Below are 23,977 nucleotides of genomic sequence, written 5' to 3' on the forward strand. Positions count from 1 at the left end.
TTCTTTATTAAAATTTGCGTGCTGCTTCTTTTGCTTTTTCAATGCCGCTTGCTTTAATTTCTTCTGCTTTTGCAGGCATTGCATTATGACCTTCGACAAATAATCCCTCAAATGACGGAACCCCAAAGAAATTCATGATAATGCCAATATAGCGATGTCCCATCTCCACATCTGCTGCTGGGCCCTCTGAATAGATACCACCGTTTGCTTGGATATGGAATGCTTTTTTATCTGTTAATAATCCAATTGCTCCCTGCTCTGTATAACGGAATGCTTTTCCTGCTACAGCAACAGAATCTAAGTATGCTTTCATAACCGGCGGGAATGAGAAGTTCCACATTGGATTTACAAATACATATTTATCAGCATTCGCAAATTGATCGCTTAATTCGTTTAAACGAGCGATTTTACGCTGCTGGTCAGCAGATAACTTATCAAATGCTTCACCTGCTCCTAGTTTTCCCCATCCACCAAAGATATCTGCATCTAATTGTGGAATATCTTCTTTATAAAGGTCAATGTGTACAACCTCGTCGCTTGGATTTTCTTCTTTATATGTGTCGATAAATGCTTTTCCTGCAGCCATACTGAATGAAGTTTGATGGTCATGCGGATGTGCTGTAATATATAATACTTTTGCCATGTTGAATTCGCACCTTTCTTTCACTTTTTTGATAACTATGTTACTAATAATAACCTAGGTAACCTTTTTAGTCAACTGTTTTATTTGCGTTTAAATGGTTACTCTGTTTTTTATTATGTCTTTTAAATATAAAAAAAAGACTGGTAAAAGTCTTTTTAAAAAGTAGTAGCAATATTCAACGCTTGATTTATTGCTTTTTCTTTCAGTTCTTGTGCTTTAGTTGGAAACTTTACCTGACCTTCAATAATAATGCTCTCAAAGGATTCAATCCCAAAAAAGTCCATCATGACTTCTAGATAGCGATGTCCCATTTCACGGTTTACTTCTGGGCCTTCTGAATACACATCTCCTCGAGCTTGAATATGAAGTGCTTTCTTTCCTTTTAACAAACCTTCCGCACCTTCTTTTGTATATGTAAACGTCTTGCCTGATACAGCAATTGCATCAATGTAAGCTTTCATAATGGCAGGGACTGAAAAATTCCACATGGGCGTAACAAACACGTATTTATCTGCTAATAAAAATTGTGCGCCTAATTCTGCCAGTCGTCCTACTTTCATTCGCTCATCTGATGATAAATTTTCTAAAGAGCCCATTGTACGCAACTTTTTCCATCCGTTAAATACGTCCTTATCTAAAAATGGTATGTCAGCCTTATATAAATCCAAATGAACGACTTCATCATTAGGGTTTGTTTTTTGGTAGGCTTCAATAAATTGCTGGCCTACCGCCATACTTAATGATTCATCTTCACTTAGTGGATGTGCAGTAATATAAAGAACGTTTGCCATCTTTGGTCTTCCTTTCTGTAGCTAGGCTTCTACTCCTGTACTTGTTAATCTTTAATCCAGCTTTCTGCCCATTGCGTAATGGGTCCTAAAATCTGCCCTAGCTCTTTTCCTTTTTGTGTAAGAGTATATTCTGTTCGAATTGGACGATCGGGTATAACTGTGCGTAATACAATATCATGCTCTTCTAACTCTTTAACTCGCTCAGTTAATAATCTTCTACTTAAAGCCGGAATTGCCTCATTGAGCTCGCTAAAACGCTTTGGACCGCTCATCAGCACATAAATGATTAAACCCGTCCATTTTTTACCAATCAATTCAAAACTCTTCTCTACCTTTGGCTGTAACTCTTTTTGTTCTTCCATATTAGTGAGATCCTCCTTTATTAATATGGATGAAAAAACAACTTGTTCACTTATTGTAACAGAAATAGGGAATAAACATGCTCACTATTTCTACAAAAACCCCCTCTTTGCAGGTCTGCAAAGAGGGGGTTTTTGTATTCATTCATTATTCGCTCGCAAGCTTTAGAGCCGTTTCTAATTGACGATCATCTTCTTTAGACTTTATTTTTTCCAGCAGCTTCGTCTGAAGTAGTGCTGCTGTATCTTCGTCAATTTCTCCCGTCACTTTTTGGTCATTTGTTTTTTGGAACGCTTTTACAGCTGTTTCTGTTTCTTTACCAAAATATCCATCGGTCCGGCCAGGTTCAAAACCTAATCCCTTTAACATTTGCTGTGCATTTTTAATTTGATCATCTGTCATATCAAATTTCAGTGTTTTGGTAACTTGAATTGGATTTGTGTAGTAATAGTCAGGCTGCTTTACTTCAACAGTTGGCTTAATTCCTTTTTCATTAATCCAGTTGCCATCGGGTGTTAACCATTTATAGAATGTCAGCTTTAAGTTACTGCCATCTTCCATTGGCACCGCTTGCTGAACTGTTCCTTTGCCATATGACTTTTCACCGACGATGTCATATCCACCAGCTTCTTTTAACGCACCGGCTAAGATTTCTGAAGCAGATGCGCTACCACCATCGATTAATCCTACAATTGGATAATCTTTTGGTTCTTTTAAAGAAGACTTAACCGTTTGGCGATCACCGTCACGCTCTTCAATTTGTACATACGGCTTTTTACCTGTTACAAGCTCATCTAACATTTTCTCTACACTTTGGAGATAGCCACCTGGGTTTCCACGCACATCAAGGACAAGTCCCTCAATGTTTTTCTTTTCAAGTTCTTTTAGCTGCTTTTTAAATTCATCCTGGGTTGATTCAGAAAATGAAGTAATCTCCATGTAGCCAATTGATTTGCCATTTACTTTCTTTACAGATGAATAAACAGTTTCAATTGGAATTTCGTCACGGACCACATCAACTTTCATCGTTTCTTTTACACCGGGACGCTGAACATCTAATTTAACTGTTGACCCTTTTTTACCGCGAATTTTTAATACTGCATCATAAAGCTCTAATCCTTCAATGCTTTTACCATCAATTTTTAAAATTTGATCGTTTGGTTTTAAACCAGCTTTCTCAGCCGGTGATTCCTTAAATGGTGCTACGATTGTAACCTTGCCATCTACCATGCTAACTTCTGCACCAATTCCTTCAAAGGATGAGTCAAGTGATTGTTCAAATTGCTTTGCTGTTTCCTTATTCATATAGGATGAATGAGGGTCATCAAGCGTCTGTACCATTCCTTGAATAGCACCTTCTAGTAATTTTTTTTCATCTACATCCTTATAATATTGGGATGATATAAGGTCATAGGCTTGCTTAATCTTTTCAAACTCACCATTTACATCTACATTGTTTGTCCCTGTAGCAGACGAGAGACTTGATAAACCAGCGCTTTGAGCACTTACATATTGTAATCCAAAATAAGTACCTGCTGCCCCAACTACAAGAGAGAGTATCATTAATAATGCCACTATTTTTCGATTCAAGCTCTTTCATCCTCCTCAACCCTGACCCATCTCTTTTTATTATAATAGATAGCCTTGAAACTATGTAATAAAAAGGATGCATGTGTTATTTGTAGCAAAAGGCACCACACAAATCAAGTGTGATGCCTTTTTGTTAAGATTTTATGATAAGCTTGTACAACATATGCACAAAATTAGAAGTTAATATAATTTTCAGGGTTTACAGCAGAGCTGCTTCCTTGCCAATCTCCTTTATGAAGTTCAAAGTGCAAATGTGCACCAAATGAACGACCTGTATTACCCATGTAGCCTAACTGTTGGCCTTTTCCGATTGATTGACCGCTAGACACATTATAACTTTCTAAGTGCGCATAGACTGATACCCAAGTTTGACCGTTGACGTTGTGACGTACAAATACAACATTTCCGAAAGATGATGAATAATACGCTCGAATAACTGTTCCATCCGCTACAGAGACAATTGGTACGCTACCGCCACGTTTTCCAATATCAATTCCGTAGTGCATGCGACCAAACGTTTCACGATAACCAAATCGAGATGTAACTGGGCCGTTAGCTGGGCGCATGAACGAACCACTTGTTACTGCTGGTGCTGGTGCAGCTTCTGCTTTTTGAGCTGGTGCTGCGCTTGGTGCAGATTTTGCTGCTGGCTGTGATTGACTAGCTTTCGCTTCTGCTTCAGCTTTTGCCTTTGCTTCTGCTGCCGCTTTTGCTTTTTCACGCTGCTCTTGCTCCCAAGCTGCCTTTTCACCTTCTGCTGCTTTCTTTTGGTCAGCTAATAGAGCTGCTTCTTCTTCTAAACCAACAATTTCATCGTTTGCTGATTGTTCTTGGGATTGTAAAGTAGCAATTAATTTATCTTTTTCAGCGACTTGCTTCTCAAGGTCTGCCGACAATGTTTCAAGTTCTTTTAACGCTTTTTCAAGTGAATCTAGCTTTGTTTGAACAGCTGTTTCTTTTGTTTGAAGCTCTTTTTTGTCTTGCTCATGCTGAATTAATAACTCACGGTCCGCTTCTACAATCGTAGACACTGCACTAACACGGCTAATGAAGTCACCAAAGCTTTGTGAACCTAGTAGAACTTGCATGTAATCTACTGAGCCACCGCTTTCCTGTAGTGCTACAGCTCGATCTTTTAGCAGTTCGTTTCGCTTTTCAATGCGTTCTTTTACTTCTTCAATTTCTTTTTTTAATTTTTCAATTTCTTTCTTTGTTTCTGATATTTCAGACTCACGACTGCGAATTTTCTCATTTGTCTCACCAATTTTTGCATCTAAACGCTTCATTTCGGCTTCTGTTTTTTTCTGTTGCTCTTGTAAAGATTTTATTTCTTCTTTACCTTCATTAATGTTTTTGTTTACATTTGAACTTTTTTCATTTAAATCGCTAATCTTTTTATCAATGTCTCCGTTTGCATAAGCGATATTCCCCGAACTTAACCATACACCACTTAGCCCGACAAAAGCCGCTGCTGTAACCGTTAATACTTTGCGTTTCATTTGCCTGTTCTCCTCATTTGTACATGTTTTTTATGTGCTTATCATCTTTATATGTAAGAAGACAAATCTAACGTTTAGGCTAGATTTGTCGTGGTACTGAATAATATAGTTTATTTTTTTAAGAATTTTCGAACTGATAGCATACTTCCCCAAACGCCGATAAATCCACCGATTACAGCAAGTAATAGCGCAATTTGAAGCGTGAATGGGAACGTTGGTAAAAGCTCAAAATATCCGTTGAATTTTGGCTCAGATTGATTGAATACAAACGTATACACACCAATTAAGACACCAATTGGTACAATTGAACCTAATAATCCAAGCAACAACCCTTCAATGAAGAATGGCCAGCGAATAAATAGGTTTGTTGCTCCTACTAATCTCATAATCTCAATTTCTTCACGACGAGCAACGATGGTAATCTTAATTGTATTAGAAATTAAGAACATTGCTGTGAAAAGCAAACCGATAATTAAAGCAATTCCAATGTTACGGGCAACTTCTAGGACGTTAAACAGCTTTTCAACTTCTCCTTGTCCGTATTGCACATTTGTAACATTTGAATATTTTTCAATCTCTGTAGCAACCTTAGCCACATCGTTTGGTGTTTTTGTTTTCACAATAAATACGTCATTTAATGGGTTTTGTTGTTCAAAAGGTTCAAATGCTTTACCTTCTTCACCCATGCTATCAATTAAGCTTTTGAGCTCTTTGTCTTTAGAAGAAAAAGACACCGTATCAACACGGCTAATTGCTTTTAATTCCTCTTCAATAGCCGACTGCTCTTCGTCTGTAGCTGCTGGATCGACATGTACTCGAATCTCAACGTCGTTTTCAATTAAATTGGCTACATGATTTAGGTTAAGCATAAGCGTTAAAAAGACACCAACTAGTAGTAAGGTAACTGTTACCGCACTAGCTGATGCAAAAGTCATCCACCCGTTTCGACTAAGACTTTTTGCTCCTTCTCGTAAGTGGCGACCGAATGTTCTAGCCTTCATATCCGTAATCACCTCTTACTTCATCACGCACAACTTTTCCATTTTCAATAGCAATTACTCGTTTACGAATTGCATTTACAATTTCACGATTGTGAGTTGCCATTAAAATTGTTGTACCGCTTTTATTAATTTCTTCAAAAATGTCCATAATCTCCCAAGATGTTTCAGGATCTAAGTTCCCTGTCGGCTCATCTGCAATGACCACTTTTGGTTTATTTACAATAGAACGCGCAATTGACACCCGCTGCTGCTCTCCACCAGATAATTCATCTGGGAATGCACGCATTTTATTTTTCAACTTTACAAGGTCAAGCACTTCCATTACGCGCTTTTTAATTTCCTCTGGGTGCTGCTCAATAACTTCTAAAGCAAACGCCACGTTTTCATATACCGTTAACTTCGGTAAAAGTTTAAAGTCTTGGAAAACAACCCCAATATTACGACGGAAGATTGGTACCTTGTGACTTTTAATTTTGGCTACGTTAGAGCCATTGACAATGATGTCGCCGGTAGAAGGTTTTTCCTCACGGTACATCATTTTAATGAATGTGGATTTACCCGCTCCACTTGGTCCTACGATATAAGCAAATTCACCTTGATTAATCTTGATGCTAATCCCATTGATTGCTTTCACACCGTTCGGATACGTTTTATAAACATTTTGCATTTCAATCATCAGTTATCACCTAATCAAGTGTGTTATTTTCATTCCCGTCTTTCGACAAAGAATTACAAAAAAAATCAAAAAAAACGACTCATTTCAGTTGCTTTCTCATTATAACATCACTTTTCGAGAATTTAAGCCCTAAAAATATTACATTTTCATTTCAAATATGACAATAGTCGGATTCACATAACCTGTTTTATCTCCCTAAAAAGACGTCTTCTATCAAGGAAATTAAAAGAAATAGCGGGACTATTTCCGCCTAAACTTTTGTAAAAAAATAAAACGAGAAGCTCTTTGCTCCTCGTTCTATATCATTTCTTTTCAGCTAACCATTCCGCAATTTTACTCGCTTCCTGTTCATTTACCAAGCCTTTTGGCATACTTCCTTTACCATTATTGATAATGTCTTCAATTTCTTCTTGTGAATATTTCGCGCCAGCCTTCTCAAGGTTTGGTCCTCTTGCACCTTCAAGATTTTGCCCATGACAACCTGAACAGTTTTGTTGATAAAGCTCTTCTCCACTTGCTTCAGAAGCTGTTTCAGAAGACTCATTACCTCCACCGCACGCTGCCAATGTAAGAGATGCTCCTGCAATGATTGCTAATGCTAATTTCTTCATGGCTATCCCTCCTCATTCCACAATAAAATTAACCATTTTTGTGAAGTTTTTCACTCTATTATAACCTACTTACGAACGTTTAAAACCCTCTCCCAGTACCTCTGAAGCGTCTGCAACAATGACAAATGCAGACGGGTCAATTGCTTTAACCGTTTGTTTCAATTTTGTGAATTCTGTTTGTTCAACAACAACCATTAAGATTGGTCGTTCTTCATCCGTATATCCTCCATAGGCTGACAAGCGTGTCACTCCGCGATCAATTGTATGTAAAATTTCGTGTCGCACTTCTTTCTCTTTATTCGTAATAATAAGTGCCATTTTCGAACGCCCGACGCCTACTTGGACAAGATCAATAGTTTTACTTGTGACATAAAGGCCGATTAGTGCATATAGTCCTCGCTCTAAATCAAATACCAAAGCAGCTGCAATCACAATGAGCCCATCAATTAAAGCCACACAAATACCGAGCGATAACGACGTATACTTGTGAATAATTTGTGCAGCTAAATCCGTGCCTCCGGTGGATGCATGCCCTCGAAACACAAGGCCTAATCCCCCCCCCACACCAATGCCACCAAACAACGCTCCAAGAAGAGGATCCGTTGTAGCTGGTTGAATATCACTTGTTAACAAGACAACAAAGGGTAAAAAAACCGTACCAACTAAAGTTCTAGCTCCAAATTGCCACCCAAGTAACAAAGCTCCTAAAAGAAAAAGCGGTACGTTAAAAGCCCACTGTACATAAGCAGGAGACCACCCAAATAAAGCATTTAAAATCGTACTGATCCCGCTCACACCACCCGATGCAATACGATTAGGTAGTAGAAATATATTAAAAGCTACCGCCACGATACTTGCACCAACAATAACATAGACAATTTGCAGCAATCGGTCAGATGCAGAAAATACGTCTCTTTGCGATCTTTTCATAATAGTCACCTCAGTTAACGACTTTTACCATAGCGTATGTAACTTTTAAGCAACTCATGCTGTCAGAAAAAACCCCTGGTTCCGCGCTTGCGCGAAAATCCAGGGGATAATACTACTCTTAAATATGTGAACGTAAGTACGCATCAATGAATAAATTAATATCTCCATCCATTACGCTTTGTGTATTTCCGATCTCAGTATTCGTACGGTGGTCTTTTACAAGGGAATATGGATGGAATACATAAGAACGAATCTGACTTCCCCAACCGATATCCTTTTGCTCACCACGAATTTCAGCTAGCTGCTCTTGCTGCTTTTCAATCTCTAACTGATAAAGCTTTGATTTTAACATTTTCATTGCTTGCTCACGGTTTTTAATCTGTGAACGCTCTGTTTGACAAGAAACAACTACATTAGTTGGTAGATGGGTAATACGAACAGCCGAATCCGTCGTATTGATATGCTGACCACCCGCACCACTTGCACGATACGTATCCACTTTTAAATCCTCTGTACGAATATCAATATTGATTTCGTCGTTAAACTCCGGCATGACATCACATGATACGAACGATGTGTGACGACGACCAGATGAATCGAACGGTGAAATACGCACAAGGCGGTGTACGCCTTTTTCTGCTTTTAAATAGCCATATGCATTATGACCCTTAATTAGTAACGTAACGCTTTTAATTCCAGCTTCATCTCCAGGAAGATAGTCTAACGTCTCAACCTTAAAGCCTTTTTTCTCTGCCCAGCGCGTATACATACGCAGTAGCATTGAGCCCCAGTCTTGAGATTCCGTTCCACCTGCACCAGGGTGAAGCTCTAAAATGGCGTTATTCTTATCGTAAGGCTCACTTAATAGAAGCTGCAGCTCAAATTCATTCATACCTGACGTTAACTCTTTTAACTCGTCAACCAGCTCGCTAGCTAAATCTTCATCGTATTCTTCTTTTACAAGCTCATACGATACTTGTAAATTTTCATATGTTTCATCTAAGTGATTAAATTGATTTACAGCATCTTTTAAGCCATTTGCTTCATTGATGACTGTTTGTGCTGCTTGCTGATCATCCCAAAAGCTTGGATCAGCCATTCTTTCATCTAGCTCATCGATACGAGCTTGCTTGTTATCGAGGTCAAAGAGACCCCCTAAAGTCCGCTAATCGCTTAGCTGTTTTCTCTAACTCTTGCTTAATTTCTACTAAATCCATCGTTCAAACACCTCTATCATATTTTTGACACACAGGAAGGAAATGGGGGCTGCCCATTTCCTTCCTGTGGGTTACTTATCTGTATGTGATTGTAACACAGTTTGCCGCTAAACCAATAACGCTTCCGTACTTTTATGCTTCTTTTCCGCAGCAGTTTTTATACTTCTTACCGCTTCCGCAAATGCACGTATCGTTACGACCTACATCAACCGCGTTAACTTTTGGCTTTTTTTTCGCAGGTGCATCCCCTTCTTTCGGGTGCACGGCAGCTTGTCCTTTCGCTACTTCTTGACGCTCAAGGTTGTTGTTAATCTCCGCTTTCATCATGTACTTCGTCACTTCTTCTTCAATTGTGGCAATCATGTTTTCAAACATTGCAAAGCCTTCCATTTGATACTCGCGAAGTGGATCCGTTTGACCATATGCACGAAGATGAATACCTTGACGCAGCTGATCCATCGCATCAATATGATCCATCCATTTTGAATCAACCGCGCGAAGAACAACAACTTTTTCAAACTCACGCATTTGTTCTGGCTCAAGCTGATCTTCTTTTTCGTTATAGCGTGCTTTTGCATAATCAACAAGCATTTCTACAATTTCTTCAGGCTCTTTACGGCGTAACATTTCTTCCGTAATTTGCCCTTCATCTAGAATATTAGCATTTACATAATCAACGATACCTTGTAAATTCCAATCTTCTTCTAACTCATCACCTGGTGTATACGTAGCGACAACTCGTTCAACTGTTGATTGGATCATACGCTCTACAATATCACGCAGATTTTCTGAATCCAATACTTCAAAACGCTGCTTGTAGATTACTTCACGCTGCTGACGTAATACATCATCATATTGAAGCAATTGTTTACGCGCATCGAAGTTGTTACCTTCTACTCGTTTTTGTGCAGATTCAACGGCTCTTGTCACGATTTTACTTTGAATTGGCTGTGAATCGTCCATACCAAGGCGATCCATCATGGACATCATGTTATCAGAGCCAAAGCGACGCATTAGCTCATCTTCCATTGAAAGATAAAATTGAGAAACCCCAGGGTCCCCTTGACGACCAGCACGACCACGCAGCTGGTTATCAATACGACGAGATTCATGACGTTCTGTACCAATTACAGCTAAGCCGCCTGCTTCAATAACACCTTCGCCTAATTTAATATCTGTTCCACGTCCAGCCATGTTTGTTGCAATTGTCACCGCGCCTTTTTGACCAGCATTTTCAATAATATCAGCTTCACGCTCATGCTGCTTTGCATTTAAAACGTGGTGTTTAATGCCTTTTTTCTTTAATAATGAAGACAACAGCTCAGACGTTTCAATGGCTACTGTACCAACAAGCACAGGCTGTCCGTTCGCATAGCGCTCAGCAATATCTTCTACAACGGCCTTGAACTTGCCTTCCATTGTTTTATAAATTAAGTCTGCTTTGTCATCACGGGCAATGTCTTTATTCGTTGGGATTACAACTACCTGCATGTTGTAGATGTTTCGGAACTCTTCCTCTTCCGTCTTCGCTGTTCCCGTCATACCCGCTAGCTTTTCATACATACGGAAGTAGTTCTGGAACGTGATTGTTGCAAGCGTCATACTTTCGTTTTGAATATCAACATTTTCTTTTGCTTCGATTGCTTGGTGAAGCCCATCGCTAAAGCGACGACCTTTCATTAAACGACCCGTAAATTGGTCGACGATTACGACTTTCCCGTCTTCTACCACATAATCAACATCATTTTGCATCGTTACGTGTGCTTTTAACGCTTGGTTAATATGATGATTTAAAGCGACGTGCGAGATATCAAAAAGGTTTTCGATACCAAACGCTTTTTCAGCTTTAGACATTCCGTCTTCAGTTAACTGAACACTCTTCGTCTTCACATCAAACGTATAATCCGTTTCTTTATCAAGCGTGCGAACGAATGCGTTAGCTTGAATGTAAAGAGCCGTCGACTTTTGAGCAGTTCCAGAGATAATCAACGGTGTACGCGCTTCGTCAATTAAAATGGAGTCAACCTCATCGATTACAGCGAAGTGAAGCGGACGTTGTACCATTTGCTCTTTATAAAGCACCATATTATCACGTAAATAATCAAATCCTAGCTCGTTGTTTGTTGTATACGTAATGTCAGCAGCGTACGCTTCTTGTTTTTCATCTTTTGTTAAGCTGTTTAGATTTAAGCCAACTGTTAAGCCTAAAAACTCATAAAGGCGTCCCATTTCAGTTGCGTCACGGCTTGCTAAGTATTCATTGACCGTTACAACATGCACGCCTTTTCCAGTAATTGCATTTAAATAAACAGGCATTGTTGCAGTTAACGTTTTACCTTCCCCTGTTTTCATCTCAGAGATATTCCCCTCATGTAAGGAGATACCACCCATTAGCTGCACTTTATAAGGATACATGCCTAATACACGCTTTGCTGCTTCACGTACAACTGCAAAAGCTTCCGTCAGCATATCGTCTACAGATTCACCATTTTGATAACGCTCTTTAAAGTCTACCGTTTTCTCACGAAGCTGATCATCTGTCAGCGATGCAATATCAGGACCCAACGCATCAATCTGTTCAGCCATTCGTTCTAAACGACCGATTTGGCGTTGATTTCCGTCAAACACTTTTTTAAATAATCCAAGCATATTAAACGCTCCTCTATTTATAATCAATACATTTTGTACTTGTTATTTCCTTATTATAAAACATTCTGAATAAAATTGTAACATCGGGGCTAGACAAGTAGCAACTTATACTCATATTACGGAATTGATCATTTACTCAATATTGCCCAGAAGAACCAGGATAAGCAAAGTAAACTAGACATCGCTAAAAAAGACAGCGAATAAAGCTCGCTGCCTTAGGAGTTACTGTATTTAGTTTGGTTCAATCAGTCCGTATCGCCCATCTTTTCGGCGATAAACGACATTGGTTGTATTTGTGTCGGCATTTGTGAAGACAAAGAAGCTATGACCAAGCATATTCATCTGTAAAATTGCTTCTTCACTATCCATTGGTTTTAAGTTAAATCGTTTTGTACGGACAAGCTCTAGCTCTTCTTCATCCGTTTCAGCTGCAACGGCAACGCTTGAGTCACCTTCCAACGCAGCGAATAGGTATTTTTCAGCACCTTTTTCACGCATTTTACGGTTCACTTTTGTTTTATGCTTGCGAATTTGGCGCTCAAGTTTATCAAGGACAAGGTCGACTGCGGCATATAAATCTGTATGCGTCTCTTCAGCACGTAATACAAGATCAGTCATTGGAATTGTAACTTCTATTTTTTGGTCGTTGTTGTATACTTTTAAGTTTACGTTTACATCAGCATTAGGTGTACCATCGAAATAGCGCTCTAACTTGCCGAGCTTTTTCTCTACATATTCCCTGATTGCTGGAGTTACCTCAATGTTTTCGCCACGAATGTTGTACATCATATTCGAACTCCTCCTTTAATCATTGCTATACCTCTATATTTCTACAATACCCGACACTTTCCCTTCTTAAACCTATATTTTTTTGAAAATTCAGCGAATAAATTTTCAAATTTAAGAAAGTGTATGTTGGAACTCAAAAAAAAGACCTTCTTCAAAGAGAAGAAGGCCTTATTTTTTCAATTTTTTATGCTTTCTATTCAGTTTCGCTTATCGTAAAAACTTCCATCGAATGTTTCATTTCCATACGGGTTAACATAACGATTAACATGCTGTTTTTTGGCCTTTGTTTTTTGAAGGTCCTCTTCAACACTTTTTTTCCATTTTAACAATGTTGAATCAATGATGGCATTCATGCTAACGATGATTTTCCCTCTCGAATCTTTTTGGCTTTCTTTCGACTGAACAAGCTCGTCAATATATTGACTTCGCTCTTGAAGCAAAGATTCCACTTTCGTAATCATATCCTCACGTTCTTCTGCCAGAAGCGGCTTTTGTACAACCCCATAGAGCTCAGCCGTCAAGTCATATAAGGAGTCCAGAGACGTCACGCTTGGCCACCTGAACCATGGGTTTGCTTACGATTCATTTGAATAACCTGCTTCCACGTATCGCGAAACTCAACGGCATATTCCTCTACTTCGTCGAGGATTTCTACGCGATTTTGAACATTGGCTTCAATTAAACGCTGATTCATATAGTCATACATCGCCATCATTTCTTTTCCAACCGTAGCACTTGTATCCAACGTAACCATTAGCTCTTGAATAATCTTTTGTGCTTTAAGTAAGTTTTCGTTTTTCACTTCGATATTATGTTGTTCAAACCCCATACGGGCCATTTTAATAAATTTAATACATCCGTTGTAAAGCATCAGCGTAAGTTCACCAGGTGAAGCGGTTTGAACTGCCCCTTGCTGATACGCTTGATAAGGATTTGCTGCCATTTCCTTCACTCCTTCTCGTACTTTTTCTATGTTTAAGCAAAATATTGCGATAGCTGCATGCTTTGTGCGTTTGAATTTTGAATGGCTTTTTCCATTGCTGTAAATTGGCGCCAGTAACGATCTTCCACCTGCACAAGACGACTTTCAAATCGACTAATTTGATCATCCATGTCACGTAAATTACGGCCGAGCACAAACTGCGTATTCGTCCAAGTTGAGCGACCTGCACGCTGCTCAATTTTAGATACCGTATCCGCAACGGATTCACGAAGTCTTCGGACAATTCCTTTTTCGCTTGTCGTTTCACCATTCTTTGAAAATAAGTCCATAACAGACTGCGGATCTTTCTCAAGTGCTTCCTTTAGCTTTGTCTCGTTAATAACAAGCTTTCCACGGTCCATATAGTTCGTACTTGTCGTAATTCCAATATCCGTTAGCTGCTTAAATTCACCCGTAAGGCCTGAAACAGCTGAATACCAGTTGGAACGCATTTGATTTAAGCCGCTTGAAAGAATTGAATCGTTTTTTAATAACCCACTTTTCGCTTTTTCTTCCCACTGCTCCGCTTGTTTGTCCGTTAAGCCTTCACGCTGCGCATCCGTTAAAGGACCGTAATCGCGGTAGCGCTCTTCGGTGATTTTACCATTAAGAGTGGCAATGAGCTCATTGTATTTCGTCACAAAATTTTTAATTGATTCCACGGCTTTATCCGTGTTATTGCTGACATTTACGCGCACAGGGGCTGTAAAGTTATCTTGCAGGGTAAAGCTCACGCCGCTTATTGTAAACGTATTGGACTTTCGCGTTGTTTGTAAGCCGTTAATTTCAAACGTTGCGTCAGTTCCGCTTTGTTCATTCGTTTGATCGAGCTTTAGCGTCTGGGTCAGAAAATCACCTTCAAGCTTCATTTGAGGACCCGCCGCATCCGTACTGCTCGTCAATTTACCCGTGTCTTTACGAGTAAACATGATTTTATCCGTTCCTGAATCGTAAAATGCAGAAATTCCAACCTTGGAGTTATTAATCGTAGAAATAACGTCGTTTAAAGATTTTGTACCATCAAACTCAAAGTTCATTTTCCCATTCTTTTGATCATCTTCAATCGCTTTTCCATTTTCATCATAGGTTATAATGGCAAATGATACGTAGTTTTGTTCATAATCAAACCCTTGTACCACGCTATCTTTTGCAAGTTGCGTACCAAACGTCATTTCACCGGTTGCCGCGTCAATAAATACATCGTTTGCACCTAGGTTATCCGCGCTGTTAACAACCGTATAATTAGTAGAAGCACCGTCCGCATCATTGACCGTAATAGAAGTCGGTAAATTAGAAATAGCTCCTTTTCCTAACGAAACCTTCGTCGTGTCACTCGCTACCGTAATCGCGCTTTGATTGATCGTTTTAGTCTGCCACGTTAGACCACCTGAAAACGCACTTTGCTGAGACCATAAGCTTTTGGATGGATCAATTTTCGTTGTTCCTGAAACTGCCCCGCTAATATTTTTGGCAGCCGTCGCCATCGTTACGTTTGATAACGTATACGACGCGTTACCTGCTGAAGTTGTCGCAGTAGCCGTAACTTTTGATTCATCTGCTGAAGATGAGCTTTTCACCATATATGTTGACTGGAGCGTCATGTTAAAAGCCGAATCACGAAATTCCGTTAACAATCGGTTCATTTCGCGATACTGGTCGCGCTGCCATTCTGTTGTTTGCTTTTTTTGCTTTATTTTATCCAGCGGCATACGCTCCGCTTTCATTAAGTCACTTACGATTTGGTCAATATCCATTCCACTTGCTAATCCACCAATACGAACCATTGTTTCACCGCCAATTACATTTTTTGATCAATGACTAACCCTGCAAGCCGCTCCATCTCGGCATGCATATCTAAAAGCTTTTCGGGAGGTATCTCACGAATCACTTCGTTTGTTTCTGCATTTACAACCTGAGCGAAATACGTATGAGACTTTTCATGAAGCTGAAAACGCACCGAAACAAACGTAGGCGCGAGCTTTCGATTAATCTCTTCCACTGCTTTTTCAAGCTGTGCAATTATTACTTCATTGCTGCTTTCCAGCGCTTTTGACTCTGTTTCTAGCTGTTTTGTTTCTTTTGATTGCTGAACATTGGCATAGCTTAACGCAATTGAATGAAGCATTTTAGCTGAAAATGATGTCCCCTCCATCACAGCCACCCCTTAAAAAAACACTCTTTTCTATTGTTATCGGAAGCATTTATTTATTGTTTATAGGTAGTTCGCAGTACTTTTTCGCTTTAAAAACACGATTTCGCATGAGATAAGGCTTGTTTTTTCGACAGGGATGAAGGTCACGAGCGCTACCTTTGTTATCCATTAATCTGTTTTATTTTCCTATTTCTTTAAATCTAGACCTTTATTGGGGGCTTTTCGTGCTACAATGCTGTTAAAATTCCACATTGTCACGATCCTCTATAAAGGAGCTACTCAGCCATGAAAAAAACGATCATTCCTTTTCTACTTGCCGGGATGCTCACGGCCTTTGCCGTTATTCATACAAACGAAAAAGCAATTAAAGAAACCGACTCGTATTCTACTATTCAAGCGAAAATTGAAACCTATGCGAAAAAAGAAGAACCCAGCTTGTCCATTCAAGAAATACAAAAAGACGAAACGATCAACGGAGAAAAGCGCATCATTTTGTTCACCACAACCGATAAACAAATTGGCTGTGCCATTCTGCAAAAAAACTACTTAAACCGCTATAAGATTGAATACATCTCTACCCAAGAACCCGCTCAAATCGAAGACAAATCGGCTTTATCGTCTATTTATACATAAGCAAGAGTTTGGAATATAACAAAATGATTGCTTCTAAGAGCCAAACAATAGCCGCTCCCCTCTCTATGGTTTGGCTCAACACGTTCGCTCCATTGCGCCACGGCCACTCGCTTTCCGCGCAGAGGAGTCGAGTGCCTTTCTCTCCATTCCACTCCGTCTCCAAACTAGGCTTGCCCAATCACAAAAAAGCCTGGACAACTAAGAGTTGCGAACTCTCAATCGTTCAAGCTTACCATTGGCTGAAATACTTCTGTTTCAGCCTTTTTCATAAAAAAAGACCTTCTCACGGGAGAAGATCAATAAAAAAGGGGATAGGGGAATACCTTGATATTAGTATGGGCTTGATTGCTGTCATTTATACCTTTTCATAGTAAAAAAAGACTCTAGTACATAGACTAGAGTCTTTCTATTCAGCTTAAAATTAACGTAGAAGTTGAAGAACTCCTTGTGGCTGTTGGTTAGCTTGAGCAAGCATTGCTTGAGCAGCTTGAGAAAGAATTGAGTTTTTCGTTTGATTCATCATTTCTTTCGCCATATCAACGTCACGGATACGAGATTCCGCAGCTGTTAGGTTTTCAGAAGATGTAGCTAGATTATTAATCGTGTGCTCTAGGCGGTTTTGGTTCGCACCTAGTTTAGAACGTTCTGCGGAAACTTTTTCAATAGCACTTTGAATTGCTGTAACAGCTTTACCTGCATTTTCAGCTGATGATACGTCTAGGGCAGCTTCATTAGCAGTATTGTTAGTACCATCAGTAACTGTGGCTGCTGTTGTAAAACCGGCATTTCCTGCTGTACCAGTAATTCCTAGAGCTGCTGCACGCATATCCTCAAATTCAAGCGTCATGGTTTGGTTTTCATTCGCACCAATTTGTGTTGTAAATTGAGACTTTGCACCAGTTGCTGGTGTTCCTGCTACTGCTGCAGTTAAGTCTTGAGTCCAAGTATCACCAGTTGCTGCATCACCTTTTGCAGCTGAAATGTCAATTGTCATACCTTTGTAAGTAAATGTATCTCCTGTTAAAGATACATCAGAAGTTCCTCCATCTACAGACCAACCAGTAGCTGTTTTTTGAAGTGTTAGAGTTTCATCAGCAGCTCCTGTAAATGTCCCACTAATAGTAGCTTCACCTGAAGCAGTATTAGTACCCCCAGCTGTCATATCAGTTGCTGATGCAATTGTAGTTGCTGGTGTTCCTGGAACAGCTGGTGAACCTCCTACTTGAGTACCTGATGTAGCATTTAATAATTTTTGGTTATTAAATTCAGTAGTATTACCAATTCTGTTAATTTCCGATGTTAATTGGTTAATCTCTTTTTGAATTTCACCACGGTCTGTACCTGTGTTTGTATCATTACCAGCTTGAACAGCTAGTTCACGCATACGTTGAAGAATGTCGTGAGTTTCGTTTAAAGCACCTTCTGCTGTTTGAATCATTGAGATTGAATCTTGTGCATTTTTCCCAGCTTGGTCTAAACCACGAATTTGCCCGCGCATTTTTTCTGAGATTGCTAGCCCAGCTGCATTATCTCCAGCTTTATTAATTGCAAGACCAGAAGACAATTTCTCCATTGATTTTGATTGAGCAGCATTTGCATTACCGAACTGACGGTATGTGTTTAAAGCCGCAATATTATGATTAATTCTCATTATAATTTCCTCCTTGAATATGTTTTCGCCCACGTCCGTGTGAGCTTATTTTGACTCCCCGCCAATCGGCCGCCTGGCAGTTTGTCTTTACAAGAATGATATCGTCTTCTTTTTTAGATTGTTTAGCGGTTTCTTTACTTTTTTCAAAAGAAAAACCAAGACGGTTTAGAGTCTTGGTTTGGTGTCATTTATTATTTTTAAGATGTCCATCATATTAGCTACCGGCTTGGATGCCTGGCGGTTTTCCAGCTGTATTTCTTCATAGATTTCTTGGCGATGGACTTCAACGTCACGCGGGGCCTTGATACCAAGTTTGACTTGATCACCGCTAATAGAGAGAACGGTCACTTCAATGTTTTCACCGATTTTAATCGTTTCGTTCGTTTTACGCGTTAGGACTAGCATGGTCGTTCCCTCCTTAGTTGTTGACGGGCTGAAACAGCGCGTGCTTTGTTTGGTAGACTTCGTTATTTAAGATAACTTGCTTAGCTTGATTGTTTTTGGTGTTAAAAACGATTGGTGCCTGCAGGTTTGCCGTAATTTTAGTCACGTCGTCATGCATCGTTAAAATGACGTATACCGCAGCGTCACTGCTACTTTCAAGCTGAAGCTGCTTGACCGTTGTCTCATCTAATTTAAAGTCATAGTCTGGGAAGAATTGAAATGGCTCGGTCATCACAAACGCAACTTCCTGCGTTTTCGTAGACTGTAACACGTGGAACATATCAGCGTTTGGAAGCGGCAAAATCACAAATTGCGTTTCGTGTGGAAACCCGGGAAGACCTTTTTCAAATGTTAATGAGGGTTGTTCAATTTGAACATCACCGTGATAAGCTGTTTTAAGCATGAGCTACACCTCTTGTTTAATTGTTGAGATTGATAGTGTTTCAGGTACATAGTTTATTTTGACACTAAACGGACTTGGAATAAAGGTTATGTTGCTTGGATAGATGGGCTTTTCGCTGTTGCGCTTGGCTTGATCAGCGATTGGATTACCCTCCTGTTCAATTTTCATTAACTCTTTTCCTTCTTGGGTTGCTTTTGTAATAGATTCCATCACCGCCTGTTTTCCTTCATTTGCTTCTTCGGCCATTCTTTTTAAAATTGATTGCAGGTTCATTTCTTCCCATGCCTTAGTTTGATCAATAGTAAGCCGGGACGGTGTTTTTTCGACAATGATCTGGATTTTTTCTGTCGAAACGTCGACTGGCTGGGGCTGAGTGATGGATGGCATGGCGTAAGAGGCCTGGGTGGCACTAACTTGCATCAGTATTCCTCCTAAAAAACCCCTTCAAAGAAGGAGTTTTGGTTTAGCGTAAAAAGTCAAGAAGCGTTGGCTGAATGAGCTTGGCACCAACTGATAAGGAAGCACGGTGCACGCTTTCTTGAATGGTTAAGTCCGTAATGACTTTCTCAATGTCAGCATCTTCGTTATCTGAAATCATACGGCTAGCGATAATTTCTTGAGAAGCAATGCGATTTTCAATGAGCTCCAGGCGATTGTTTCTTGCACCAAGCTCTGAACGCTCTGCTGATAGAGTTGATAAATAGTCATCCACTTGTGTTGATAATTGTTGAAGCGATTCAACGTCGTTGTTTTCAAAACCAACTTGAATATTATTGATGAAATCAAACGCTTCTTGCGAAAAGATACGGTCAGCATTAATGTTGACACGTAGGCTGACGCCTTTTGATACTTCAACTGAAAAAGGGTCGGCATTAATTTCAGATGCAATGGAGCCATCCGCACTTTGAGTAACGGGCGCGTTCCCTACGTTCACGCCGTTAAAGATATATCTGCCCGCTACTTGCGTATTTGCTACCTGCATAAAATCGAGCTTCAGCTGTTCAATTTCACGAGCAATTGCTTGGCGATCTTGTCCATCGTTCGTGCCGTTTGTTCCTTGAACCATAAGCTCTTTAGCACGTTGAAAAATGGAGTTAACTTGTTCAAGCCCTGCTTCAGAGTTATCAAACCACGAATAGGCCTCGGTTAAGTTTCGCTTGTATTGATCAATTTCAGATAGGTTAGACCTGTATGCCATCCCCTTCGTAGCGACAACGGGATCATCTGACGGACGCGTAATTTTCTTACCCGTTGATAGCTGATTTTGCAAGGTTTGGAGCTGATTATAGCTGCTGTTAATATGTCGTAATGAGTTGGCCGCCAACATGCTTTGTGTAATTCGCATCTTTATCTACCACCCGTTCCCAATCCGTTAATAATACGATCTAACATTTCATCAATTACTGTCACCATGCGAGCACTCGCATTGTATGCGTGCTGAAACTGAATCATGTTGCTCATTTCTTCGTCAATTGAAACGGAGCTTGTTGATTGTTTTCTCTGCTCCACAGCTTGTTGAAGCGTTTCTGAGTTTCCTTTTAGACGGTTTGCCTGCTGACCGTTAACCGCCATTTGTCCAATAAGAGATTGATAATATTCTTTCATGGATACAGTTTGATCGTTAGTAAGCTGAATACGAATACTATCACGAAAGTTAGCCAGCGCTAGCGCATTACTTCCGTCTCCTTTACGGTCTCCATCTATTGCTGATTGAGAAGCAGCCGCTATATTGTTAGTACTTTGAATAATTTCATTTGATAGCGTAATGTTTTTCGCTGCGCCTTTTTCCTCGTTAATTGGATTAAAGAAAGATACACCCGTTTGGCCATCTAACGTTACGCCCTGTTCGTGCTGGCCGTTAAACCAGTTTACAAACTCAAAGGCCATTTTATCAAGAGACGCCAGCATATCCGAGTATACGCCTTTAGTTTGGCCACTTTCATCTACGTAACCTGCTGATTCAATCAATCCTTTAAGCTTACCTTGTGAAAGGTTAGCTGGCGAAAGTGTTTGGCCACCTACACGAATATCAGTTACGATTCCGCCCCTATCGTTTATTGTAAACGCTGCAGCTTGGCGAGTTTGACCATTGACTAACGTAACAGGGCCGTTTGCAGTTTGCATCGTAACCGTCACGGTTCCTTCAGCTACGAGCAGACTGTTACCGCTTGTTTGATTGTACTGTACGTCAAATTCTACAAACTGTGAAAGCTCGTCTAATAAGCGGTCACGCTCATCGTATAAATCATTTGGCAAATAGCCGTGCGCTTCAATGTCATTAATTTGTTTATTAACGTTATTGATTTGCTCAAGAACCGAGTTCATTTGCGTGACGGTGACGTCAATTTCAGATTGTAAATCACCTTGAATAACTTCCAGCGATGTGGACAGATACGTAAATGTATCAGCAATCGCATTTGCCCTCTCACGTGCAACAGATCGAGCACCGGCATTTGATGGATTTGCGGCAACGTCTTGAAGCGCTTCGAAGAATTGATCAAACGTTGCCGACAGTCCGTCTTCAGATGGCTCATTTAAAATTTCTTCCATTTTGTCAATGGCTGCCGATTTAGCATCCCAATAACCTACCTTAACCGTTTCCCCTCTGTACTGTACATCAAGGAACTGATCGCGCACACGCTCAATCGTTTTGGCATCCACCCCCGTGCCAAGTTGGCCTGTCACTCCTGGACGGTTCATTCCTGGTGTTGGGTAAGGCGTACTCGCTTCAAACGTAACGCGCTGACGGGTATAGCCTGGCGTGTTGGCATTGGCGATATTTTGCCCGACTGTGTATAGCGCTGACTGCTGCGCATTCATGCCTCGCTTTGCAACCTGTAGCCCATGAAAAGTTGAAATCATTACATTCTCTCCTTCATTCTCTACGCTTTTGACTGAAAGGTAGATGCTGGTGTAAGTGGTGGTACATCGTTTTCTACTTTTGTATAATTATATGAATCTACTTGTTGAGATGAGGTTAATAAGTCAAGCTCAAGATTAATGAGCTGCAGAGATTGTGTTAGCAGTTGTTGATTTAACTCATTTTTTTTCTGAATGCTTTCAATAAGTTCAATGAGCTGGCTTTGAAGTGGTTGAAGGGTAATGGCTTGATCGATCTGTTCGATATTTCCCATGAGCAACATACGCTGTTTTTCCAATGCTTCTATCGCCGCAACATGTGTTTGCTCATCTTTAAGCACATGGGTTAAATTTTTGATATCTTGGCTAATAATAATTGCCGTCTTCTGGTCTGTTAAAGCTAATAAGCTCTTATGCAATGCAATTTGCTTTGTTAAAATTTCATTCAGTTTGCCGCTATTCAATTTTTGTCATTCCCTTTACTTTTTATAAAAGTTGATAAGCCCTTTTGCCACTTCTTCTGCGTTAACTTTATATGTTCCATTTTCAATCTGCTGCTTTAGCTGTTCAACCTTTGCTGAATGCTCTGTCGCTTTCGTACTCATTTGCTGAAGCTCTTTCGCTTCTTTTGAAATTTGTACACCATCTCGTTTTCCTGTTTGCTGAGCTTTTTCCATTTTTTCAGCTGCCTTTTGATATGGATTTATTCTGCTAGAATGAGTTGAATTTATCTTCATTTTTCGTCACCTCTTTAAAGTTTGTATCCGCTATCTATTACTCATTATATCGGAGCTTTGAATTAAACATTTAGCAACTGATTCAAAGTTGAGGCTAAATGCACAAACATACTAAAAAGCTTCAAAATAAGTGCGATTTTGTACCCAAACTAAAAAGGTCTTAAGAACCATTATTTTTATTAAAAGAAGATAACCAGTTCTTTCTATCTAGATTATTTATCTTTCAAACGATAAGTTGATAATCGATCCTGTCGTTCACTTTGACGTTTTGTTTCTATTTCGTGCTTCGCTAAATCATTTTTCAACTGCTGAGCGCAACTATGACAAAGCTTTCCCTCTCTAATATTTTGCCCACACTCTAGGCAAGGGTAGCTTAGGTTTGGAAATTTGGCTATTAGTAGCCTCCCCTGTTGAATAAACTGCCGAATGCGCAGATCTGGTACTTTCGTTTTTTTAACGACTTCATACATGGTTGCAGTTCGATTTTCTCGCTTTCGTAAAAAGGTAACCACGCGCTCATACTGGTCTTCTTCTTCCTGATAACAACTTGGGCAAATGTTGCGTGCTCCACTTTGAACATATAAGCTTCCACAACGTAAACAATTCGTTAACATGCTCCTTTTCCCTTTCTCTTCTCATTTCCTTTTGTATCGGCTGAACCGCTTATTTTTTCAACGGTAAATTGTAAAAGAATAGATTGCTGCCGCCACATCTTTTAGACAAAGCGCTGCTTCGTGTAACGTAACGCCTGTTGTGTACAAATCATCAATTAAAATGACGTTTCTTTTTGTAACCGAAGCTGGCTCCACAAGCTCAAACACCCTATGGTTTTGTAGCCTTTCTTCTCTCGTTTTCTTCGCTTGTTTCTCCGTATGCTTACGAGTAAGAGGATAAGCTACTTCTGCCGGGAGTAAAGATGCCAACGCTTCCGCTTGATTAAACCCTCGTTCATACATTCGTTCCTTGCTTAAAGGGATGGGAACCAGTACGGGATTCTCGGGACTATATACCTTATAAAGCTGAGCGAAATCGTCAGTAAATATTTTATGAAGTTCGTAGTCACCTCGGTATTTAAACAAAGCCATTACCTCTTTTGCGAATTTATTATATTTATATAATGAATAGTTACGAATTAAAGGTGATTTCTTCTTGTTCCATTGAACGCAGTCGATGCAATATTCACCCTTATAATAAGCTATAGGAAGCTCATTAAGCATCCTTCCACAACGTCTACAAAGTGGCTCTGAAAGCCCTTTAAAAGATGACTGGCACGTTTCACACAGCCACTTTTTTTGCTGTGGAGAAATCAGAGACGAGAAGCTATGAGCGGGTTCAATTGATTCATGGCACAGTAAACACC

The 23,977-nt window shown here is 39.9% G+C and carries 27 protein-coding genes; 1 reads left to right on the forward strand and 26 read right to left on the reverse strand.

What is annotated here, in order from left to right:
• Nucleotides 1–7: 7 nt before the first annotated feature.
• From NIZ91_20140 to NIZ91_20215, 16 genes are all read right to left on the reverse strand, one after another.
• Complete coding sequence (locus tag NIZ91_20140) at nucleotides 8–643, reverse strand: FMN-dependent NADH-azoreductase (GenBank protein ID USY54980.1); 636 nt, start codon at nucleotides 641–643, stop codon at nucleotides 8–10.
• Between the two features lie 155 nt (nucleotides 644–798).
• Nucleotides 799–1,434, reverse strand: coding sequence for an FMN-dependent NADH-azoreductase (locus NIZ91_20145; GenBank protein USY54981.1), 636 nt, complete (start codon nucleotides 1,432–1,434; stop codon nucleotides 799–801).
• A 44-nt stretch (nucleotides 1,435–1,478) separates the two neighbouring features.
• Complete coding sequence (locus NIZ91_20150) at nucleotides 1,479–1,796, reverse strand: helix-turn-helix transcriptional regulator (protein USY54982.1); 318 nt, start codon at nucleotides 1,794–1,796, stop codon at nucleotides 1,479–1,481.
• A gap of 145 nt (nucleotides 1,797–1,941) precedes the next feature.
• On the reverse strand, nucleotides 1,942–3,384 hold the full coding sequence (locus NIZ91_20155) for a S41 family peptidase (GenBank protein ID USY54983.1): 1,443 nt from the start codon (nucleotides 3,382–3,384) through the stop codon (nucleotides 1,942–1,944).
• A gap of 173 nt (nucleotides 3,385–3,557) precedes the next feature.
• Nucleotides 3,558–4,883 (reverse strand): peptidoglycan DD-metalloendopeptidase family protein, encoded by a 1,326-nt coding sequence (locus NIZ91_20160; protein USY54984.1) that lies wholly within the window; start codon nucleotides 4,881–4,883, stop codon nucleotides 3,558–3,560.
• Nucleotides 4,884–4,993: 110 nt separating this feature from the next.
• A complete protein-coding gene (ftsX, locus tag NIZ91_20165; GenBank protein USY54985.1) occupies nucleotides 4,994–5,884 on the reverse strand; it encodes a permease-like cell division protein FtsX in 891 nt (296 codons plus the stop codon).
• A complete protein-coding gene (gene ftsE / locus NIZ91_20170) occupies nucleotides 5,874–6,560 on the reverse strand; it encodes a cell division ATP-binding protein FtsE (GenBank protein USY54986.1) in 687 nt (228 codons plus the stop codon). Before ftsE ends, ftsX begins: the two co-directional genes overlap by 11 nt.
• 302 nt (nucleotides 6,561–6,862) lie before the next feature.
• Complete coding sequence (locus tag NIZ91_20175) at nucleotides 6,863–7,171, reverse strand: cytochrome c (GenBank protein ID USY54987.1); 309 nt, start codon at nucleotides 7,169–7,171, stop codon at nucleotides 6,863–6,865.
• Between the two features lie 69 nt (nucleotides 7,172–7,240).
• Nucleotides 7,241–8,101, reverse strand: coding sequence for a YitT family protein (locus NIZ91_20180; GenBank protein USY54988.1), 861 nt, complete (start codon nucleotides 8,099–8,101; stop codon nucleotides 7,241–7,243).
• A 118-nt stretch (nucleotides 8,102–8,219) separates the two neighbouring features.
• Nucleotides 8,220–9,318, reverse strand: a protein-coding gene (gene prfB, locus NIZ91_20185) for a peptide chain release factor 2 (protein ID USY54989.1) whose coding sequence is annotated in 2 segments (ribosomal slippage) — nucleotides 8,220–9,254 and nucleotides 9,256–9,318 — 1,098 coding nt in all. Because the reading frame shifts where the segments join, the coding sequence is not laid out codon by codon here.
• 132 nt (nucleotides 9,319–9,450) lie between these two features.
• Nucleotides 9,451–11,967 carry a preprotein translocase subunit SecA gene (gene secA, locus NIZ91_20190; GenBank protein USY54990.1) on the reverse strand — a complete coding sequence of 839 codons (2,517 nt, stop codon included), beginning with the start codon at nucleotides 11,965–11,967 and terminating at the stop codon, nucleotides 9,451–9,453.
• Between the two features lie 231 nt (nucleotides 11,968–12,198).
• Entirely contained in the window at nucleotides 12,199–12,756 is a 558-nt protein-coding gene (gene raiA, locus NIZ91_20195; protein ID USY54991.1) for a ribosome-associated translation inhibitor RaiA, read from the reverse strand.
• 197 nt (nucleotides 12,757–12,953) lie between these two features.
• Nucleotides 12,954–13,304 (reverse strand): flagellar assembly protein FliT, encoded by a 351-nt coding sequence (locus NIZ91_20200; GenBank protein ID USY54992.1) that lies wholly within the window; start codon nucleotides 13,302–13,304, stop codon nucleotides 12,954–12,956.
• Nucleotides 13,301–13,699 carry a flagellar export chaperone FliS gene (gene fliS / locus NIZ91_20205; protein ID USY54993.1) on the reverse strand — a complete coding sequence of 133 codons (399 nt, stop codon included), beginning with the start codon at nucleotides 13,697–13,699 and terminating at the stop codon, nucleotides 13,301–13,303. The genes NIZ91_20200 and fliS overlap by 4 nt, the downstream gene beginning before the upstream one ends.
• 32 nt (nucleotides 13,700–13,731) lie before the next feature.
• Nucleotides 13,732–15,522, reverse strand: a complete 1,791-nt coding sequence (gene fliD / locus NIZ91_20210) for a flagellar filament capping protein FliD (GenBank protein ID USY54994.1) — start codon at nucleotides 15,520–15,522, stop codon at nucleotides 13,732–13,734.
• A 14-nt stretch (nucleotides 15,523–15,536) separates the two neighbouring features.
• Nucleotides 15,537–15,890, reverse strand: a complete 354-nt coding sequence (locus NIZ91_20215; protein ID USY54995.1) for a flagellar protein FlaG — start codon at nucleotides 15,888–15,890, stop codon at nucleotides 15,537–15,539.
• A 285-nt stretch (nucleotides 15,891–16,175) separates the two neighbouring features.
• Between NIZ91_20215 and NIZ91_20220 the strand changes: the two genes are divergently transcribed.
• Nucleotides 16,176–16,523, forward strand: coding sequence for a hypothetical protein (locus NIZ91_20220; GenBank protein USY54996.1), 348 nt, complete (start codon nucleotides 16,176–16,178; stop codon nucleotides 16,521–16,523).
• Nucleotides 16,524–16,944: 421 nt separating this feature from the next.
• Here the strand turns inward: NIZ91_20220 and NIZ91_20225 are convergent, their stop codons facing one another.
• The 10 genes from NIZ91_20225 to NIZ91_20270 form a co-directional block, all read right to left on the reverse strand.
• Nucleotides 16,945–18,174 (reverse strand): flagellin, encoded by a 1,230-nt coding sequence (locus NIZ91_20225; protein USY54997.1) that lies wholly within the window; start codon nucleotides 18,172–18,174, stop codon nucleotides 16,945–16,947.
• 165 nt (nucleotides 18,175–18,339) lie between these two features.
• Nucleotides 18,340–18,579 carry a carbon storage regulator CsrA gene (gene csrA, locus NIZ91_20230; GenBank protein USY54998.1) on the reverse strand — a complete coding sequence of 80 codons (240 nt, stop codon included), beginning with the start codon at nucleotides 18,577–18,579 and terminating at the stop codon, nucleotides 18,340–18,342.
• A 13-nt stretch (nucleotides 18,580–18,592) separates the two neighbouring features.
• On the reverse strand, nucleotides 18,593–19,021 hold the full coding sequence (locus NIZ91_20235; protein USY54999.1) for a flagellar assembly protein FliW: 429 nt from the start codon (nucleotides 19,019–19,021) through the stop codon (nucleotides 18,593–18,595).
• A 3-nt stretch (nucleotides 19,022–19,024) separates the two neighbouring features.
• Complete coding sequence (locus tag NIZ91_20240) at nucleotides 19,025–19,441, reverse strand: DUF6470 family protein (GenBank protein ID USY55000.1); 417 nt, start codon at nucleotides 19,439–19,441, stop codon at nucleotides 19,025–19,027.
• Nucleotides 19,442–19,484: 43 nt separating this feature from the next.
• A complete protein-coding gene (flgL, locus tag NIZ91_20245) occupies nucleotides 19,485–20,366 on the reverse strand; it encodes a flagellar hook-associated protein FlgL (GenBank protein ID USY55001.1) in 882 nt (293 codons plus the stop codon).
• Between the two features lie 2 nt (nucleotides 20,367–20,368).
• Nucleotides 20,369–21,883, reverse strand: coding sequence for a flagellar hook-associated protein FlgK (gene flgK, locus NIZ91_20250; GenBank protein ID USY55002.1), 1,515 nt, complete (start codon nucleotides 21,881–21,883; stop codon nucleotides 20,369–20,371).
• A 20-nt stretch (nucleotides 21,884–21,903) separates the two neighbouring features.
• The gene (locus tag NIZ91_20255; GenBank protein USY55003.1) at nucleotides 21,904–22,344 is read right to left on the reverse strand and encodes a flagellar protein FlgN; all 441 of its coding nucleotides are present in this window, start codon (nucleotides 22,342–22,344) and stop codon (nucleotides 21,904–21,906) included.
• A 15-nt stretch (nucleotides 22,345–22,359) separates the two neighbouring features.
• Nucleotides 22,360–22,617 (reverse strand): flagellar biosynthesis anti-sigma factor FlgM, encoded by a 258-nt coding sequence (flgM, locus tag NIZ91_20260; GenBank protein ID USY55004.1) that lies wholly within the window; start codon nucleotides 22,615–22,617, stop codon nucleotides 22,360–22,362.
• Between the two features lie 212 nt (nucleotides 22,618–22,829).
• Nucleotides 22,830–23,231, reverse strand: coding sequence for a hypothetical protein (locus NIZ91_20265; protein USY55005.1), 402 nt, complete (start codon nucleotides 23,229–23,231; stop codon nucleotides 22,830–22,832).
• Nucleotides 23,232–23,288: 57 nt separating this feature from the next.
• Nucleotides 23,289–23,696 (reverse strand): hypothetical protein, encoded by a 408-nt coding sequence (locus tag NIZ91_20270; protein USY55006.1) that lies wholly within the window; start codon nucleotides 23,694–23,696, stop codon nucleotides 23,289–23,291.
• Between the last annotated feature and the right edge of the window lie 281 nt (nucleotides 23,697–23,977).

The organism is Bacillus sp. 1780r2a1, assembly GCA_024134725.1.
In the GTDB taxonomy this organism is placed as follows: Bacteria; Bacillota; Bacilli; order Bacillales; family Bacillaceae_H; genus Priestia; species Priestia aryabhattai_A.

Coding starts and splice junctions, on each gene's coding strand:
- raiA (USY54991.1), bottom strand. CDS start 12,756: ATGATGTACAACATTCGTGGCGAAAACATTGAGGTAACTCCAGCAATC.
- fliS (USY54993.1), bottom strand. CDS start 13,699: ATGGCAGCAAATCCTTATCAAGCGTATCAGCAAGGGGCAGTTCAAACC.
- NIZ91_20160 (USY54984.1), bottom strand. CDS start 4,883: ATGAAACGCAAAGTATTAACGGTTACAGCAGCGGCTTTTGTCGGGCTA.
- NIZ91_20220 (USY54996.1), top strand. CDS start 16,176: ATGAAAAAAACGATCATTCCTTTTCTACTTGCCGGGATGCTCACGGCC.
- NIZ91_20225 (USY54997.1), bottom strand. CDS start 18,174: ATGAGAATTAATCATAATATTGCGGCTTTAAACACATACCGTCAGTTC.
- flgM (USY55004.1), bottom strand. CDS start 22,617: ATGAAGATAAATTCAACTCATTCTAGCAGAATAAATCCATATCAAAAG.
- NIZ91_20265 (USY55005.1), bottom strand. CDS start 23,231: ATGTTAACGAATTGTTTACGTTGTGGAAGCTTATATGTTCAAAGTGGA.
- NIZ91_20180 (USY54988.1), bottom strand. CDS start 8,101: ATGAAAAGATCGCAAAGAGACGTATTTTCTGCATCTGACCGATTGCTG.
- NIZ91_20240 (USY55000.1), bottom strand. CDS start 19,441: ATGCAAGTTAGTGCCACCCAGGCCTCTTACGCCATGCCATCCATCACT.
- NIZ91_20145 (USY54981.1), bottom strand. CDS start 1,434: ATGGCAAACGTTCTTTATATTACTGCACATCCACTAAGTGAAGATGAA.
- NIZ91_20175 (USY54987.1), bottom strand. CDS start 7,171: ATGAAGAAATTAGCATTAGCAATCATTGCAGGAGCATCTCTTACATTG.
- flgK (USY55002.1), bottom strand. CDS start 21,883: ATGATTTCAACTTTTCATGGGCTACAGGTTGCAAAGCGAGGCATGAAT.
- ftsX (USY54985.1), bottom strand. CDS start 5,884: ATGAAGGCTAGAACATTCGGTCGCCACTTACGAGAAGGAGCAAAAAGT.
- NIZ91_20215 (USY54995.1), bottom strand. CDS start 15,890: ATGGAGGGGACATCATTTTCAGCTAAAATGCTTCATTCAATTGCGTTA.
- ftsE (USY54986.1), bottom strand. CDS start 6,560: ATGATTGAAATGCAAAATGTTTATAAAACGTATCCGAACGGTGTGAAA.
- csrA (USY54998.1), bottom strand. CDS start 18,579: ATGCTAGTCCTAACGCGTAAAACGAACGAAACGATTAAAATCGGTGAA.
- NIZ91_20235 (USY54999.1), bottom strand. CDS start 19,021: ATGCTTAAAACAGCTTATCACGGTGATGTTCAAATTGAACAACCCTCA.
- secA (USY54990.1), bottom strand. CDS start 11,967: ATGCTTGGATTATTTAAAAAAGTGTTTGACGGAAATCAACGCCAAATC.
- flgL (USY55001.1), bottom strand. CDS start 20,366: ATGCGAATTACACAAAGCATGTTGGCGGCCAACTCATTACGACATATT.
- fliD (USY54994.1), bottom strand. CDS start 15,522: ATGGTTCGTATTGGTGGATTAGCAAGTGGAATGGATATTGACCAAATC.
- NIZ91_20150 (USY54982.1), bottom strand. CDS start 1,796: ATGGAAGAACAAAAAGAGTTACAGCCAAAGGTAGAGAAGAGTTTTGAA.
- NIZ91_20140 (USY54980.1), bottom strand. CDS start 643: ATGGCAAAAGTATTATATATTACAGCACATCCGCATGACCATCAAACT.